This is a genomic window from Pseudomonas sp. MF08875, from assembly GCF_059862525.1.
This window is the reverse complement of record NZ_JCBCUW010000079.1, coordinates 1-15,433: the sequence shown is the minus strand read 5'-3', so window position 1 is coordinate 15,433 and position 15,433 is coordinate 1. Positions and strand designations below refer to the sequence as shown.

The following is a 15,433-nucleotide window of genomic DNA, read 5'->3' as shown; positions in this document are numbered from 1 at the left end:
CAGCATAGGAATGAATGCTAAAAGCCCATTGGATTGACGGTTTCGTCGGAGCGAGACGAAAAAAAATCCGATGCCAGTGCAGGCATCGGATTTTGATTTTTTGCGGCCAACGGTCAAGCGGGAGGGGTTGACTGACAGGAGTGCCTTGCACTCCCGCACGGGCCAGTCCGCTGGCTACAGGGGCAGTAGCACCACGTCTTGTTCGAGCCGCAGCTCCTGATTACCCGCATCCAACCTGACCATCGCCCCCAACGGCAGGGTCAGGTTCGGGTCGCAATGGCCGCTGCGCCACCCCGCCAGCACCGGAATGCGCAGCGGCGCGAAGGTCTGCTTGAGCAGAGCTTGTAGCGCCTGGCCATCAACCCCCGCCACATCCCCCACCAGAACGCCGCCAATCGTTGCCAACTTGCCCGCCAGGCGCAGGTGCGTCAGCAATCGGTCAATGCGGTACAGCGGCTCGTTGACGTCCTCGATGAACAAAATGATGCCCTCGGCATCGAGTTCATAAGGCGTGCCCAGGGTGGCGGCGATCATCGACAGGTTGCCACCCATCAAGCGCCCTTGGGCGATGCCCGGCTCGATGGTGACCAAGGGGTAGGCCGCAGGGTGGGGCAGGACGCTGCCGCGCTTCAATTGCCCGCGCAACATGCGAAACAGCGACGATTCGGTGGGTTGCTGCTTGTTGCCCAGCAAGTCGGCGTTGAGCATCGCGCCATGGAAGGTGACGAAGCCGGCATAACGGCTGATGGCCACGTGCAACGCGGTGATGTCACTGTAACCCACAAAGGGCTTGGCGTTGCGCCGCAGCAGGTCGAAGTCGATGCCGTCGAGCAGGCGTGGGCTGCCGTAGCCGCCACGCAGGCACAGGATGGCGTCCACCTGGGGGTCAGCGAATGCGGCATGTAGGTCGTTGAGACGCACCTCATCACTGCCCGCGAGGTAGCCCTCCTTCGCCGTCACACCGGGGAACACCTTGAGCGAATAGCCCCGCGCTTGCATCCACTGCAATGCCTTGTGGGCATCCAGCGTCGCCGGCCCGGCAGGCGCGATCACGCCAATCAAGCCCTCCACAGGCAAGGCCGGCACCGGCATGGACTCACAGTAGGTGGGGGTGTTTGAAGCGCTCATCCATGATTCTCCCTGCGTAGATGGTCCACGCACAGTAGCCACGAAAGGGAATAAAGAGAAGGGACCGGTGACTTTGGGGCTTGCAAGAAAAGGCCCGCGCGCAGCCCATAAAAAACGCCCTCAGGAACCGAGGCTCCTGCGGGCGTTTTGCGGATCAGGACATCAGGCTGGCTTTTACCAGTTTCGCCTGCTCGTCGGCGTGGTACGAGGAACGTACCAGGGGGCCGGACGCGACGTTCTTGAAGCCCATTTTGTAGCCTTCCTCGGCGAACCAGGCAAAGGTGTCCGGGTGCACGAAACGCTGCACCGGCAAGTGGTTGCGCGACGGTTGCAGGTACTGGCCCAGGGTCAGCATGTCGATGTCGTGTTCGCGCATGCGCTTCATGACTTCGATGACTTCCTCGTCGGTCTCGCCCAGGCCCAGCATCAGGCCGGACTTGGTCGGAATATGGGGCATCATCTGCTTGAATTTCTGCAGCAGGGTCAGCGACCACTGGTAGTCCGAACCCGGGCGCGCGGCCTTGTACAGGCGTGGCACGGTTTCCAGGTTGTGGTTGAACACATCCGGCGGCTCGGCAGCGGTGATTTGCAGCGCCACGTCCATGCGCCCACGGTAGTCGGGCACCAGGGTTTCCAGCAGTACGTCGGGCGACAGCTTGCGGATCTCGCGGATGCAGTCGGCAAAATGCTGGGCACCGCCGTCGCGCAGGTCGTCCCGGTCTACCGAGGTGATGACCACGTACTTGAGGCGCAGGTCAGCGATAGCGATGGCCAGGCTCTCGGGCTCGTTGGTATCCAGCGGCTTCGGCCGCCCGTGGCCGACGTCGCAGAACGGGCAACGACGGGTGCAGATGTCACCCATAATCATGAAGGTCGCGGTGCCGCCGGAGAAACACTCGCCCAGGTTCGGGCAGGAGGCCTCTTCGCACACGCTGTGCAGCTTGTGTTTGCGCAACAGGGCCTTGATGCGGTCAACCTCGGGGGACACCGGGATGCGCACGCGGATCCAGTCGGGTTTCTTTGGCAGTTCGGTGGTCGGAATGATCTTCACCGGGATGCGTGCAACCTTCTCGGCGCCGCGCAGTTTCACACCGGCTTCGACCTTGGCACGCGGGGCCGCACGCTCAGTGACATCGAGCGTCGGGATCATGGTTTGCACTGCATCAGTAGTCATATCAGTCGATTCCGCCCGTTAGGGTCGTCTGCTCAGCATAGTCGAGGTGTTTGACGAGCTGCGCGCGCAGCCGGGCACTTACCTCGGCAAATTCAATCGGCCCTGTGTGATCGCGCAACTGGGTCATCGCCAGGCCGGCGTAGCCACAGGGGTTAATTCGGCGAAACGGTTCCAGGCTCATGTCCACGTTCAGGGCCAGGCCATGGAAGGAGCAGCCGTGACGAATACGCAGGCCCAGGGAGGCGATTTTCGCGCCGTCGACATAGACCCCCGGCGCATCGGCTTTGGCCGCAGCGGTCACGCCGTAGCTGGCCAGCAGCTCGATCAGGCACTGTTCCATGCGGCTGACCAAGTCGCGTACGCCAAACCCCAGCCTGCGCACATCCAGCAGCAGGTAGGCCACCAACTGGCCGGGGCCGTGGTAAGTCACCTGGCCGCCGCGGTCGACCTTGACCACCGGGATATCGCCCGGCAGCAGCAGGTGCTCGGCCTTGCCAGCCTGGCCTTGGGTGAACACGGGCGGGTGTTGCACCAGCCAGACTTCGTCCGGCACATCGGTGCCCCGTTCATTGGTGAACCGCTGCATCGCGTGCCAAACCGGCTCGTAGGCCATCTGGCCGAGCTCGCGAAAGCCCAGGGTCTGGTGCATCACAACACCATGTGCACGAAACCGGTGGCCCGCAATTCGCTGTTGATGTTGTAGAGCTGATCCTGGTCGGTGGCGACGATGTGCAACTGGATCGTGGTGTACTTGCCGTTGGTGCTCTGACGCTCGTCCACGCGGTTATGGTTGATCGTGGCGTGCTTGAGCACGATCTCCAGGATCTTGTCCTTGTTACCCGCGCCCGTGTCGCTGATTACCTTGATCGGATAATCGACGTTGGGGAATTCGATCTTTGGCGCCTTTACTTCGGTATCGGTCATGGCGTAACGGCCTCGTAAGCCGTGGCGACAGACATGGCCCCGCGCCGGATCAGCGCGGGGCCATGCAGGTGCACACTAATTCAGTTGAACAAGCCGTAGAAGAATAGCCGGATGCTATCCCACACGCGGCGGAAGATACCACCTTCGTCGACCGCGTCCAGCGCGATCAGGTCAGCGCTGTGCACCACCTTGTCGTCCAACTTGACTTCGACCTTGCCGATCACATCGCCCTTGGCGATTGGTGCGATCAATTGCGGGTTCATGGTCATGCTGGCTTGCAGTTTTTTCAGCTGACCTTTTGGCAGGGTCATGGTCAGGTCCTGGGCCAGACCGGCCTTGACCTGGTTGGTGGTGCCCTTCCAGACCGGCGATTGCGCCAGCTCGGCACCTTTCTGGTAGAAGGTCTGGGTTTCGAAGAAGCGGAAACCATAGGTCAGCAGCTTCTGGGTTTCTGCCGCGCGAGCCTGTTCGCTAACGGTGCCGAACACCACGGCGATCAAGCGCATGCCGTCACGTACCGCCGAGGACACCATGCAGTAGCCCGCTTCATCGGTGTGGCCGGTTTTCAGGCCATCAACGGTCTTGTCGCGCCACAGCAGCAGGTTGCGGTTGGGTTGCTTGATGCCGTTCCAGAAGAACTCTTTTTGCGAGTAGATCGCGTAGTGCGCCGGGTCCTCGTGGATGATCGCGCGCGCCAGCACCGCCATGTCGTGGGCCGAGGAATAGTGCTCGGGGTTCGGCAGGCCGGTGGGGTTCAGGAAGTGGCTGTTGGTCAGGCCCAGTTCGCCGGCCGTTTTGTTCATCATGTCGGCAAAGGCGTCTTCGCTGCCGGCGATGTGCTCGGCGATCGCGACGCTGGCATCGTTACCCGACTGGATGATGATGCCGTGCAGCAGGTCGCTGACGCTGACCTGTGTGCCGACCTTGATGAACATCCGCGAACCGCCGGTGCGCCAGGCGTTTTCACTGACGGTCACCGGATCGTTCTCGCCGATCTGGCCGCGACGGATTTCCAGGGTCGCCATGTAGGCGGTCATCAACTTGGTCAGGCTGGCCGGAGGCAGGCGCTGGTCACCGTTGTTCTCCACCAGCACGTTGCCGCTGCTGGCGTCCATGAGCACGTAGGATTTGGCGGCCAGTTGCGGCGGCGACGGCATCATCTCGACCGCGAATGCGGCAGGCGAGAGGAGCAGCGGGAGTAGCAGGCACAGGCGTTTGGCAAAGGTGGTGATGTTCATCCGTCTCTCGAAGTAGCTAATGGAAACTTGCCCTCGCGGGCAAAACTAATCTGACAACCGGTCCCGGCTGTCGCGTATTTCAGTTGTTCACTCTAGGCCCTTTGCCGGGCTTTTGTTCTTGGGTGAGCCAACAACCGGAGCCAGGCCCTAAGGCCCAACCCTCAATCGGGTGTCATTTATTCTGCGGTAACCACGCTTGGCTGGCCGAGATTGGCCAGGCGCACGCTGTTTTGCACTTGCTGGATCTCACCTGGCGTACCGATCGGCCCCAGGCGTACCCGGTGCAGGGTTTGCTGGTTGCGCACGATGGAGCTGATGAACACCGGCGCCTGCACCATGGAACTGAGCTTGGAACGCAGCAGTTCAGCCGCGTCCGGGTTGGCAAAAGCGCCGACTTGTAGGTACTGCCCGCCCGCCGCCTGGCCCTGGGCCAATTGCGGGACCGCCACAACTGGCGCCGCGTGTTGCTGCGGCGGCGGGGTCCACTGCTCGACCTTGCCGGTGGAGGCGGTGATCTGTGGTTGCGCGGCCTGCGGCTCGTTAAGCATCAACGGCGCCGGTTTGCCACGCTGGGCCCAATACTGCTGCGGGTCGATGCCTTCGACCTTGACCCGCGCGGTACCGGTTTCGGCGTAGCCAAGTTTCTTCGCCGCCGCGTAGGACAGGTCGATGATGCGGTCGGAGTAGAACGGCCCGCGGTCATTGACCCGCAGGATCACGCTGCGGTTGTTGTCCAGGTTGGTCACCCGCACATAACTGGGCAGCGGCAGGGTCTTGTGCGCGGCGCTCATGCCGTAGAGGTCATAGACCTCGCCGTTGGCGGTGTTTTGCCCGTGGAATTTGGTGCCGTACCAGGAGGCCGTGCCGGAGGCGACGTAATCCTTGGATTGCTGGATCGGAAAGTAGTTTTTGCCCAGCACCGTGTAAGGGTTGGCCTTATACGGGCCGGTATGCAAGGTAGGCGTGGCATCAGGAATGCGTGAGACGTCCACGTCCCACCAGGGCGCGCCATCTTTATGGGCGCGGTTGATGTCCAGGCCTGGTTTGGCGCGCACCACCGCGGCTGAGGTTTTTTGCTGCGGCGCGCGGCTGGAGGTGCAACTGGCCACCAGCATCGCCAGGGCGGCGATGGCCACCAGCTTCAGGGGTTGTTGAATCGGCATTGCCCGCATTACTTGACGCCCCGTGCTTGAACCAGCGAATCAGACAGCTGATGAACAGCCATCGCGTACATCACGCTGCGGTTATAACGCGTGATTGCGTAGAAATTTTTCAGCCCCATCCAGTATTCCGGACCGTTATCGCCTTCAAGGCGAAACGCGGTGACTGGCAAGTCGTCGCGCAGCGCATCATGACTCGACCAACCCAGGGCTCGCAACTCCCCGACGGTTTTCGTCGGTTCGATACCCGTGGTCAGGCCTTGGTCCACCTGGTCGCCACGCACACTGGCGAGGCTGACTACCGGCTCGCCAGCCACCCAGCCGTGGCGCTTGAAGTAGCTGGCCACGCTGCCGATAGCGTCGTCCGGGTTGTTCCAGATATTGATGTGGCCGTCGCCGTCAAAATCCACCGCATAGGCGCGGAAACTGCTGGGCATGAACTGCGGCAGGCCCATGGCGCCGGCGTAGGAACCCTTGAGAGTCAGCGGGTCAACTTGTTCTTCGCGGGCCAGCAGCAAGAATTCGCGCAGCTCCTTGCGAAAAAACTCGGCGCGCGGTGGGTAATCGAAGCCCAAAGTGGACAAGGCGTCGATCACCCGGAAGTTGCCGGTGTTGCGGCCAAAGAAGGTTTCGACACCGATGATCGCCACGATCACCTGGGCCGGCACCCCGTATTCCTGCTCGGCGCGGGCCAGTACGGCCTCGTGCTGGCGCCAGAAATCCACGCCCCGGGCCACCCGGGCATCGGTGAGGAACATCGGGCGATATTCCTTCCATTGCTTGACGCGCTCGGCGGGCCGCGAAATGGCGTCCAGAATGGACTGCTTGCGCTGGGCTTCGCGGAACACCCCCATCAGTTGTTCGCCGGCAAAACCGTAGTCGCGGGTCATTTCGCCGACGAACTCGGCCACCTGGGGTGAGCCTTCGTAATCGCCGGCCAGCACCAGGGGCGCAGTGCCAAGGATGCCTACCAGGCCGACCCATGGCGCGTATCGAGTCGCCCAGCCACGCATTGCTTGCATTGAAATCTTCACCTTATTCAAACCTGCGCGATCCACTTACGATGGGTATGGATCGACATCAAAACCCCAAACGCTGACAGCAGCGTCACCAGCGAAGTTCCGCCATAGCTAATGAACGGCAATGGCACTCCCACCACCGGCAGCAGGCCACTGACCATACCGATGTTGACGAAAACATAAACAAAAAAAACCATGGTCAGCGAACCGGCCAGCAGTTTGCCGAACAGTGTCTGCGCCTGGGCGGTAATCACCAGCCCACGGCCGATCAGCAGCAGGTAGATAAGCAGCAACACGCAGATGCCCACCAGGCCGAATTCCTCGCCCATCACGGCGATGATGAAGTCGGTGTGGCTTTCGGGCAAAAAGTCCAGATGGGACTGGGTGCCCAGCAGCCAGCCCTTACCGAACACGCCGCCCGAGCCGATAGCGGCCTTGGACTGGATGATGTTCCAGCCAGTGCCCAGCGGATCGCTTTCTGGGTCGAGGAAGGTCAGTACGCGCTGCTTCTGGTACTCGTGCATGACGAACATCCACATGGCGATCGCCACCGGCACGGTGGCCGCCAGCACACTGAGGATCCAGCGCCAGCGCAACCCGCCCATGAACAGCACGAACGCCCCGCCCGCCAGGATCAGCAGCGAGGTGCCGAGGTCAGGCTGACGCACGATGAGGATGAACGGGATGCCGATCAGCAACAGGCTGATTATCACGTGCTTGAGCTGCGGCGGCAGGCTGCGCTTGGCCAGGTACCAGGCGATGGTGGCCGGCATGATGATTTTCATGAATTCCGAGGGCTGGAAGCGGATCACCCCGGGGATGTTGATCCAGCGCGTGGCGCCCATGGCGTTGTGGCCCATGACGTCCACCACCACCAGCAACACCACGCCGCAGACGTAGGCCAGCGGCACCCAGCGCGCCATGAAACGCGGTTCGAGCTGGGCGATGATGACCATCGACACCAGGCCGATGCCGAAGGACGTCGCCTGCTTTATCAGCAGGTCCCAGCTCTTGCCGCTGGCCGAATACAGCACGAACAGGCTGCCGGCAGCGAGGATCAGCAACAGCACCAGCAACGGGCCATCAATGTGCATACGCTGCAGGAGCGTGGCGCGGCGGCGCATCACATCCTCGCTGGAGAGAATGCGATCAAAATTACTCTTCACGGGCCGTAGCCTCCGCGCTGATAGGGCTGGCGTACTCGGGTTTGAGCCGACCTTCCTGGTCCAGCAGCCAGGCGTCCATCACCTGGCGCGCCACCGGGGCGGCGACGCCGGAACCGGCCTCGCCGTTCTCGACCATCACCGACACCACGATCTTCGGGTTTTCGGCCGGCGCGAAGGCGACGAACAAGGCGTGGTCGCGGTGGCGTTCCTGGACCTTGGAGCGGTCGTACTTCTCGCCCTGCTTGATCGCCACGACCTGGGCCGTACCGCTTTTGCCGGCGATGCGGTACTGCGCGCCGGCCGCAGCCTTGCGCGCGGTGCCACGGGCGCCGTGCATCACTTGCTGCATGCCGTGGTTGACCCGGGTCCAGTCCGCCGGGTCGCGCAGGATGATGTCCGGGATCGGGTTTTCATCCACAGGCTTCTGCCCTTCGATGGACTTGGCCAGGTGCGGGCGTAGCCATTTGCCCTTGCTCGCCACCAATGCGGTGGCCTGGGCCAGTTGCAGCGGTGTGGTCTGCATGTAGCCCTGGCCGATCCCCAGAATCAGGGTTTCACCGGGGAACCAGGCCTGGCGGCGGGTGGCTCGCTTCCATTCCCGTGATGGCATCAGGCCCGGGGATTCCTCGAACATGTCCAGGGACACCTTCTGCCCCAGGCCGAACTTGTTCATATAGGACGAGAGCCGGTCGATCCCCAGTTTGTGGGCCAGGTCATAGAAGTAGGTGTCGTTGGACCGCATGATCGCGGTGTCCAGATCCACATAGCCGTCGCCGGTGCGGTTCCAGTTGCGGTACTTGTGGTCGTAGTTGGGCAGCATGTAGTAGCCAGGGTCGAATACCCGGCTGGAAGCCGTAATCACGCCCGCATCCAAACCGGCGATCGCTACCGCTGGCTTGATGGTCGAGCCCGGCGGGTAAAGGCCACGCAGCACGCGGTTGAATAGCGGCCGGTCGATAGAATCGCGCAGCTCGGCGTAGGCCTTGAAGCTGATGCCGGTGACGAACAGGTTGGGGTCGAAGCTCGGCTGACTGACCATCGCCAATACTTCGCCAGTGGTCGGGTCCAGGGCCACGACTGCGCCACGGCGCCCGCCCAAGGCCAGTTCGGCAGCTTCCTGCAACTTGATGTCCAGGCTCAGGACGATGTCCTTGCCGGGAATCGGGTCAGTACGCTTGAGCACCCGCAGTACGCGGCCGCGGGCGTTGGTCTCGACCTCCTCGTAACCCACTTGGCCGTGCAGCTCGGGCTCGTAGAAACGCTCGATGCCGGTTTTGCCGATGTGGTGGGTGCCGCTGTAGTTGACCGGGTCGAGGGTCTTGAGCTCTTTCTCGTTGATGCGCCCCATGTAGCCCACCGAATGCGCAAAGTGTGCGCCCTGGGGGTAATGGCGCACCAGTTGCGCGACCACTTCGACGCCCGGCAGGCGGAACTGGTTGACGGCGATGCGGGCGATCTGCTCTTCGTTGAGCTCGAACAGGATCGGCACCGGCTCGAATGGCCGGCGCCCCTGCTTCATGCGTTTCTCGAACAGGGCCCGGTCTTCGGGGGGCAATTCCAGCACCTGGACGATCACGTCCAGCACCTGCTGCCAGTCACCGGAGCGCTCGCGGGTCATGCTCAGGCTGAAACTGGGCCGGTTGTCCGCTACCACCACGCCATTACGGTCGAAGATCAACCCACGGGTGGGCGGAATCGGCTGCACATGGACGCGGTTATTTTCCGACAGCGTGGAGTGGTACTCGTACTGGATGACCTGGAGGAAATACAGCCGGGCAATCAGCACGCCGAACAGCAGCGCCACCGTAATGGCCCCGAACACGACGCGGCCGCGCACCAGACGGGCGTCTTTCTCGTGGTCCTTGATGCGGATCGGCTGGGACATGGGGGCAGAACTACTTGTGGTAAGGGTGGCCGGACAACACTGTCCAGGCGCGGTACAACTGCTCGCCGATCAGGATGCGCACCAGCGGGTGAGGCAGGGTCAGGGGCGACAGCGACCAGCGCTGGTCCGCCCGCGCACAGACTTCCGGCGCCAGCCCCTCGGGGCCGCCGACCATGAAGTTCACCGTGCGTGAGTCCAGGCGCCAGCGGTCCAGTTCCACCGCCAACTGCTCGGTGCTCCAGGGCTTGCCGTGGACCTCAAGGGTGACGATCCGCTCATTCGGCCCGACCTTGGCCAGCATGGCTTCGCCTTCCTGGCGGATAAAGCGCGCCACATCGGCGTTCTTGCCACGGGTATTGAGCGGGATTTCCACCAGTTCCAGCGCCAGTTCCGATGGCAGGCGCTTGGCATACTCGTGCCAGCCTTCTTCCACCCACTTGGGCATGCGGGAACCGACGGCGATCAGACGCAGGCGCACAGCCGTTCCTTATTCCTGGTCTTTGTTGAGCTTGATGAAATGCTCGTGGGTGTTTTCCGGGCTGTGGTGGGCAGCGCTGCTGGCGCGGCTCTGTTCGGCACCCTGCCACAGGCGTTCCAGGTCGTAGAACTGGCGGGCGTTGGAAGTCATCATGTGGACGATTACTTCGTCCATGTCCAGCAGCACCCAGTCGCTGTCGCCCTTGCCTTCTTCGCCCAACGGCTTGATGCCCAGGGCCTTGACCGCTTCGCGCACCTTGTCGAGCATCGCGCCGATCTGACGGTTGGAGGTACCGGTGGCGATAATCATGTAGTCGGTGATGCTTTGCTTGTCGCGCACATCGATGACCAGCACGTCCTGGGCCTTGACGTCTTCCAGGGCTGCCACGGCCACATCGACCAAGGCCTGGCCCTTGAGGGGTTCGGTGCTGAGGACTTTCTCAGGCAGCGGAGCGCTCTTGAAGGTGCCTTTGCGCTTAACTTTGCTTACGTCTTTGTTCGTCATATAAAACTCGTTTTGCTCATATGTTCGGGCGCTTCAATACACGTTGATTCGTGCCTTGGAGCACTCCGTTTCAGTTCGGCGCACGGTACAGTCCGTGCGCATCGATGTAGGCCAGGACCGCGTCGGGCACCAGGAAACGTACCGACTTACCGCTGGCCAGCAGTTGACGGATCTGGGTGGCGGAAACCGCGAGCGGTGTCTGCCAGACGAATGCAATCTGTCCGCTCGGCCCCTTGAGGGCCAGCGGGTCGCTCACCGACCGCGCCGCCAACAGGTTGCGCAAGGCATCCGGCGGTTCACTGTCGGCATCCGGGCGTTGCAGCACCAGGATGTGGCAATGCTGGAGCAACTCCTCCCAGCGGTGCCAAGTAGGCAGGCCGCAAAATGCGTCCCAGCCCAGAAGCAAAAACACCTGGTCGTGCGCGGCCAACTCGGCGCGCATCAGTTCCAGGGTGTCGATAGTGTAGGACGGTTTATCCCGTTGCAGCTCACGCGCGTCCACCACCAGTGGCGCCACGCCCACCACCGCGCACTCGACCATCGCCAGGCGATCCTGCGCCGAGACTTGCGGCGTATCCCGATGGGGCGGCCTGGCGTTGGGGGTCAGGCGCAATTCGTCGAGCCCCAGGCTTTCGGCCACTTCCAGGGCGCCGCGTAAGTGCCCGATGTGCACCGGGTCGAAAGTTCCGCCCAGCACACCGATGCGCCGGGGTTCGCTTGCGATCACGACGCCTGGATCAGGCTGGTCGGCCAAGTCAGAACGACTCCTGTCCGCGCAACTGGCCATCACCGACCACGATGTACTTCTCGCAGGTCAGCCCTTCGAGGCCCACCGGGCCGCGGGCGTGCAGCTTATCAGTAGAAATGCCGATCTCGGCACCCAATCCGTATTCAAAGCCATCGGCGAAGCAGGTCGGGGTGTTAATCATCACCGACGCCGAGTCCACCTCGGCGACGAAACGCCGGGTCTGGCCCTGGTGTTCGCTGACGATCGAGTCGGTGTGGTGCGAGCCGTGGCGGTTGATGTGCTCGATGGCCTCGTCCAGCCCTTCGACCACGCGGATCGACAGGATCGGCGCCAGGTACTCGGTGTTCCAATCGTCCTCGGTGGCCGCAACGGCCTCGATGATTGCCCGGGTGCGCTCACAGCCGCGCAGTTCGACGCCTTTTTCGCGAAATTGGGCAGCCATTGCCGGCAAGAACGCCTCGGCGACAGCCTGGTCAACCAGCAGGGTTTCCATGGCGCCGCAGATGCCGTAGCGGTAGGTCTTGGCGTTGAAGGCAATGCGCTGGGCCTTGGCCAGGTCGGCGTGGGCGGCCACATAGACGTGGCAGATGCCGTCCAGGTGCTTGATGACCGGTACGCGGGCATCGCGGCTGACCCGCTCGATCAGGCCCTTGCCACCGCGCGGCACGATCACGTCGACGTACTCGGGCATGGTAATCAGCGCGCCCACGGCGGCGCGGTCGGTCACTTCGACCACTTGCACCACAGCGGCCGGCAACCCCGCCTCGGCCAAGCCACGCTGGATGCACGCGGCAATGGCGCGGTTGGAATGAATGGCCTCGGACCCGCCGCGCAGGATGGTCGCGTTGCCCGACTTCAGGCACAGGCTCGCGGCATCGATAGTCACATTCGGGCGCGACTCATAAATAATGCCGACCACACCCAGGGGCACGCGCATCTTGCCAACCTGGATGCCCGAAGGCCGATAACTCATGTCGCGGATCGCGCCCACCGGGTCCGGCAACGTCGCCACCTGGCGCAAACCGACGATCATGCCGTCGATGCGGGCCGGGGTCAGGGCCAGGCGTTCGAGCATGGCCGGTTCCAGGCCATTGGCGCGGCCAGCGGCCAGGTCCAGCTCATTGGCGACGGACAACTCGGCGCGCGCCTCGTCCAAAGCAGCCGCAGCGGCGTGCAGGGCGCGGTTTTTCTGCGCGGTGCTGGCACGGCCGATCACGCGGGAAGCTTCGCGGGCGGCGCGACCCAGGCGGGTCATGTAGTCAAGAACGGACTCAGTCATGGTCTGGCGAGGTCTTGGCAAAGAGGAAAGCGGCCGATTATAGCTGCCGCGCCCTTCTACTAACAGCGCAGACAGGCGGATGGTCGAAATCAAGGGTAAATTGCCGAAGTTCAGCTTGAATTAAGCGCGCAATTGCTATCATCGCCGGCCAATTCACACCCACTGCATTCGCCGCCATGCCCATCGCCGCCGCTCCCCACGCCCTCCCGGACAGCTTTTTCGACCGTGATGCCCAACTACTGGCCCGCGACCTGCTGGGCAAAGTCATCCGCCACCGGGTCGGCGACCTCTGGCTAAGCGCGCGCATCATCGAGACCGAAGCCTATTACTGCGCCGAAAAGGGCAGCCACGCCTCACTGGGCTACACCGAAAAGCGCAAGGCGCTGTTTCTCGATGGCGGCCACATTTATATGTATTACGCCCGTGGGGGCGACTCGCTGAACTTCAGCGCCCAAGGGCCGGGCAACGCCGTGCTGATTAAATCGGCGTACCCCTGGACCGACGCCCTATCCGGCCCCGCCAGCCTGGCGCAGATGCAGCTCAACAACCCCGACGCCCAGGGCCTGCCGCGCCCGGTGCAACGCCTGTGCGCCGGGCAAACCCTGCTGTGCAAGGCTTTAGGCCTGAAAGTACCAATGTGGGACGCCAAGCGCTTCGATCACGACATGCTCTGTGTTGAAGATGTGGGTGCCCAGGTGCCGAGGGTCGTTCAGACTACGCGGCTGGGCATCCCCCATGGCCGCGATGAACACCTGCCCTACCGCTTCATTGATGCCCAGTACGCAGCGTTCTGCACCCGGAACCCCTTGCGCCGTGGCCAGGTCGAAGGACGCGACTACCGACTGCTAGTGCCAACACCCTAACTTGATTGGAGTTGTATGTATGGGCCCATGGCTCGATAGCGTGACCCTTTGGCTGACCGCCAACCCGCAATGGCTGGCGGCGGCGATTTTCATCCTCGCGTGTGCCGAGTGCCTGGCGATTGTCGGGCTTATCGTACCTGGCACTGTGCTGTTGTTCGCGGTCAGTGTCATGGCCGGCAGCGGCGCCTTGCCCCTGGGCCAGGCATTGCTGATGGGCCTGCTGGGCGGGTTGCTGGGCGACGTGGTGTCGTACCTGCTGGGCCGGCGCTTCCACCAGAATATCCGGCGTTTACCGGGCCTGCGCCACCACCCGGAATGGATCAGCGGTGCCGAAAGCTACTTCCAGCGCTACGGCATCGCCAGCCTCCTGGTGGGGCGTTTTATCGGCCCATTGCGGCCCATGCTGCCCATGGTGGCGGGGATGTTCGACATGCCCTCCCCGCGCTTTATCGCCGTCAGCATCCTGGCCGCCGCCGGTTGGACCGTCGCCTACATCCTGCCGGGCTGGGCCACCGGGGCGGCAATTCGCCTGCCGCTGCCCGAGGGTTTCTGGCCCCAGGCCGGTGTGGTCGCCGCCAGCGTAGCGATCATGCTGGGCCTGAGCATCAACAGCACACTGCGTCATCATCGCAATGCCACCCTGATGATCGGCGGCTTGAGCCTGGCCTTGGTCGGCGCGGTATTTATCGGCTACCCATATCTCAAAGAATTCGACGAAGGCCTGATGGCCCTGGTACAGGAAAACCGCAGCAGCACCCTGGATGCCGTGGCCGTGATGGTCACACGCTTGGGGGATTTCACCACCCAGGTGTTCGCCGGCACAGTGCTGACACTCCTGCTGCTGGCCTACCGCCAGTGGCGTCACGGGGTATTCGTCGGTGCGACGCTGCTGTGCACCGCCCTGGTCAACACGGCGGGCAAATGGTTTTTCGCGCGCATCCGCCCCGATGTGCTGCACGAACCGCTGACCACCTTCAGCATGCCCAGCGGCCACAGTTCGGCCTCGTTCGCGTTTTTCCTGGCCCTGGCCGTGCTCGCCGGTTGCCGGCAGCCACCGCGCATGCGCCTGACCTGGTTTCTGCTGGCGAGCCTGCCGGCGGCGTCGATCGCGCTCTCGCGGGTGTACCTGGGGGTGCACTGGCCGACCGACATCCTGGCCGGCGCCCTGCTGGCGACCGGGGTCTGTGCCCTCAGCGTGACGCTGACCCAGCACAGGCAAAAGCTCGAAACCCTGCCGCTACGTATCTGGTGGCTGATCGTGCCTGCATTGGTCGCCCTGCTAGGGTTCTTCGCCCTGCGCCAGTTGCCTGATGCCATCTTGCGCTATGCCTACTAACATTACTTGTGTCGTCACTCTTACAGAGTGATGACACAAGATGTTCAGCCCTTCAAAAGTCTGTCACTTGGGGCTCATCAACAACCTTGAGCAAAAACTTTGCCACTCGCCCGTTAAAAGCATCGTGCCCCGTAAAGTTAGGATTGACATCGACAATGATGTTTCTGTAGTCGTTCTTGAGCGTACTACCGTGTTTGTCTCGGTAATTACTGCGCGCCAAGTACATTCCGGATTGCCGCTCCTCACTTACTAAAATCACCTGACTTGGACCCGGCCCAAAATCCCTATACAGCGCCCTTTCCGCTCCCTCGCGTATGAGTGAGAAGGTCGAGAGAGCAGCCTCGTCAGTGACCTCCAGATGGCGACCCTGTTGGTCGATTGCTAAACGCCAGCCGTCATACTTACCTCCTGAATTCAACACATAAGTGCAACGCTCACCCCTGTATGCACTTCGTACGGCGTCTTCCAGCCCAAGCGCTTGCGCGGGCGTAGATTGATCCTCGCTACTGTCCGATTGACGGCTTCGACGGT

Annotated in this window: 15 protein-coding genes and 1 pseudogene; 2 read left to right on the top strand and 14 right to left on the bottom strand. The window is 62.6% G+C overall.

The features are described from left to right. Positions 1 to 174: 174 nt before the first annotated feature. The 13 genes from AC19YT_RS27080 to AC19YT_RS27020 form a co-directional block, all read right to left on the bottom strand. Positions 175 to 1,128, bottom strand: a complete 954-nt coding sequence (locus tag AC19YT_RS27080) for a S66 peptidase family protein (protein WP_095109604.1) — start codon at positions 1,126 to 1,128, stop codon at positions 175 to 177. A 154-nt stretch (positions 1,129 to 1,282) separates the two neighbouring features. Next, positions 1,283 to 2,302, bottom strand: coding sequence for a lipoyl synthase (lipA, locus tag AC19YT_RS27075; protein WP_095109605.1), 1,020 nt, complete (start codon positions 2,300 to 2,302; stop codon positions 1,283 to 1,285). A 1-nt stretch (position 2,303) separates the two neighbouring features. Continuing rightward, on the bottom strand, positions 2,304 to 2,951 hold the full coding sequence (gene lipB, locus AC19YT_RS27070) for a lipoyl(octanoyl) transferase LipB (RefSeq protein ID WP_095109606.1): 648 nt from the start codon (positions 2,949 to 2,951) through the stop codon (positions 2,304 to 2,306). Continuing rightward, a complete protein-coding gene (locus tag AC19YT_RS27065; protein WP_095109607.1) occupies positions 2,951 to 3,226 on the bottom strand; it encodes a DUF493 domain-containing protein in 276 nt (91 codons plus the stop codon). Before AC19YT_RS27065 ends, lipB begins: the two co-directional genes overlap by 1 nt. A gap of 80 nt (positions 3,227 to 3,306) precedes the next feature. Further along, the gene (locus tag AC19YT_RS27060) at positions 3,307 to 4,464 is read right to left on the bottom strand and encodes a D-alanyl-D-alanine carboxypeptidase family protein (RefSeq protein ID WP_500611315.1); all 1,158 of its coding nucleotides are present in this window, start codon (positions 4,462 to 4,464) and stop codon (positions 3,307 to 3,309) included. A 176-nt stretch (positions 4,465 to 4,640) separates the two neighbouring features. Next, complete coding sequence (locus AC19YT_RS27055; RefSeq protein WP_095109609.1) at positions 4,641 to 5,636, bottom strand: septal ring lytic transglycosylase RlpA family protein; 996 nt, start codon at positions 5,634 to 5,636, stop codon at positions 4,641 to 4,643. Then, the gene (gene mltB, locus AC19YT_RS27050) at positions 5,636 to 6,646 is read right to left on the bottom strand and encodes a lytic murein transglycosylase B (RefSeq protein ID WP_095109610.1); all 1,011 of its coding nucleotides are present in this window, start codon (positions 6,644 to 6,646) and stop codon (positions 5,636 to 5,638) included. Before mltB ends, AC19YT_RS27055 begins: the two co-directional genes overlap by 1 nt. Before the next feature lie 17 nt (positions 6,647 to 6,663). Further along, complete coding sequence (gene rodA / locus AC19YT_RS27045) at positions 6,664 to 7,767, bottom strand: rod shape-determining protein RodA (protein ID WP_176465124.1); 1,104 nt, start codon at positions 7,765 to 7,767, stop codon at positions 6,664 to 6,666. Between the two features lie 31 nt (positions 7,768 to 7,798). Next, positions 7,799 to 9,694 carry a penicillin-binding protein 2 gene (gene mrdA, locus AC19YT_RS27040; protein WP_500611314.1) on the bottom strand — a complete coding sequence of 632 codons (1,896 nt, stop codon included), beginning with the start codon at positions 9,692 to 9,694 and terminating at the stop codon, positions 7,799 to 7,801. Positions 9,695 to 9,704: 10 nt separating this feature from the next. After that, positions 9,705 to 10,172: a 23S rRNA (pseudouridine(1915)-N(3))-methyltransferase RlmH gene (gene rlmH, locus AC19YT_RS27035; RefSeq protein WP_003185785.1), complete on the bottom strand. Its 468-nt coding sequence runs from the start codon at positions 10,170 to 10,172 to the stop codon at positions 9,705 to 9,707. A 9-nt stretch (positions 10,173 to 10,181) separates the two neighbouring features. Then, positions 10,182 to 10,676, bottom strand: coding sequence for a ribosome silencing factor (rsfS, locus tag AC19YT_RS27030; protein ID WP_095109613.1), 495 nt, complete (start codon positions 10,674 to 10,676; stop codon positions 10,182 to 10,184). Positions 10,677 to 10,746: 70 nt separating this feature from the next. After that, positions 10,747 to 11,463, bottom strand: a complete 717-nt coding sequence (nadD, locus tag AC19YT_RS27025; protein WP_095109614.1) for a nicotinate-nucleotide adenylyltransferase — start codon at positions 11,461 to 11,463, stop codon at positions 10,747 to 10,749. Further along, positions 11,432 to 12,703 (bottom strand): glutamate-5-semialdehyde dehydrogenase, encoded by a 1,272-nt coding sequence (locus AC19YT_RS27020; protein WP_500611313.1) that lies wholly within the window; start codon positions 12,701 to 12,703, stop codon positions 11,432 to 11,434. The genes nadD and AC19YT_RS27020 overlap by 32 nt, the downstream gene beginning before the upstream one ends. A 176-nt stretch (positions 12,704 to 12,879) precedes the next feature. Here AC19YT_RS27020 and AC19YT_RS27015 point away from each other — a divergent pair, with 176 nt between their 5' ends. Together AC19YT_RS27015 and AC19YT_RS27010 are read left to right on the top strand one after the other, a co-directional pair. Then, positions 12,880 to 13,566 carry a DNA-3-methyladenine glycosylase gene (locus AC19YT_RS27015; protein WP_500611312.1) on the top strand — a complete coding sequence of 229 codons (687 nt, stop codon included), beginning with the start codon at positions 12,880 to 12,882 and terminating at the stop codon, positions 13,564 to 13,566. Positions 13,567 to 13,585: 19 nt separating this feature from the next. Continuing rightward, positions 13,586 to 14,902 carry a bifunctional DedA family/phosphatase PAP2 family protein gene (locus AC19YT_RS27010; RefSeq protein ID WP_500611311.1) on the top strand — a complete coding sequence of 439 codons (1,317 nt, stop codon included), beginning with the start codon at positions 13,586 to 13,588 and terminating at the stop codon, positions 14,900 to 14,902. Between the two features lie 414 nt (positions 14,903 to 15,316). Here the strand turns inward: AC19YT_RS27010 and AC19YT_RS27005 are convergent. Then, positions 15,317 to 15,433 (bottom strand): annotated as a pseudogene (locus AC19YT_RS27005) (IS30 family transposase); the annotation flags it as partial.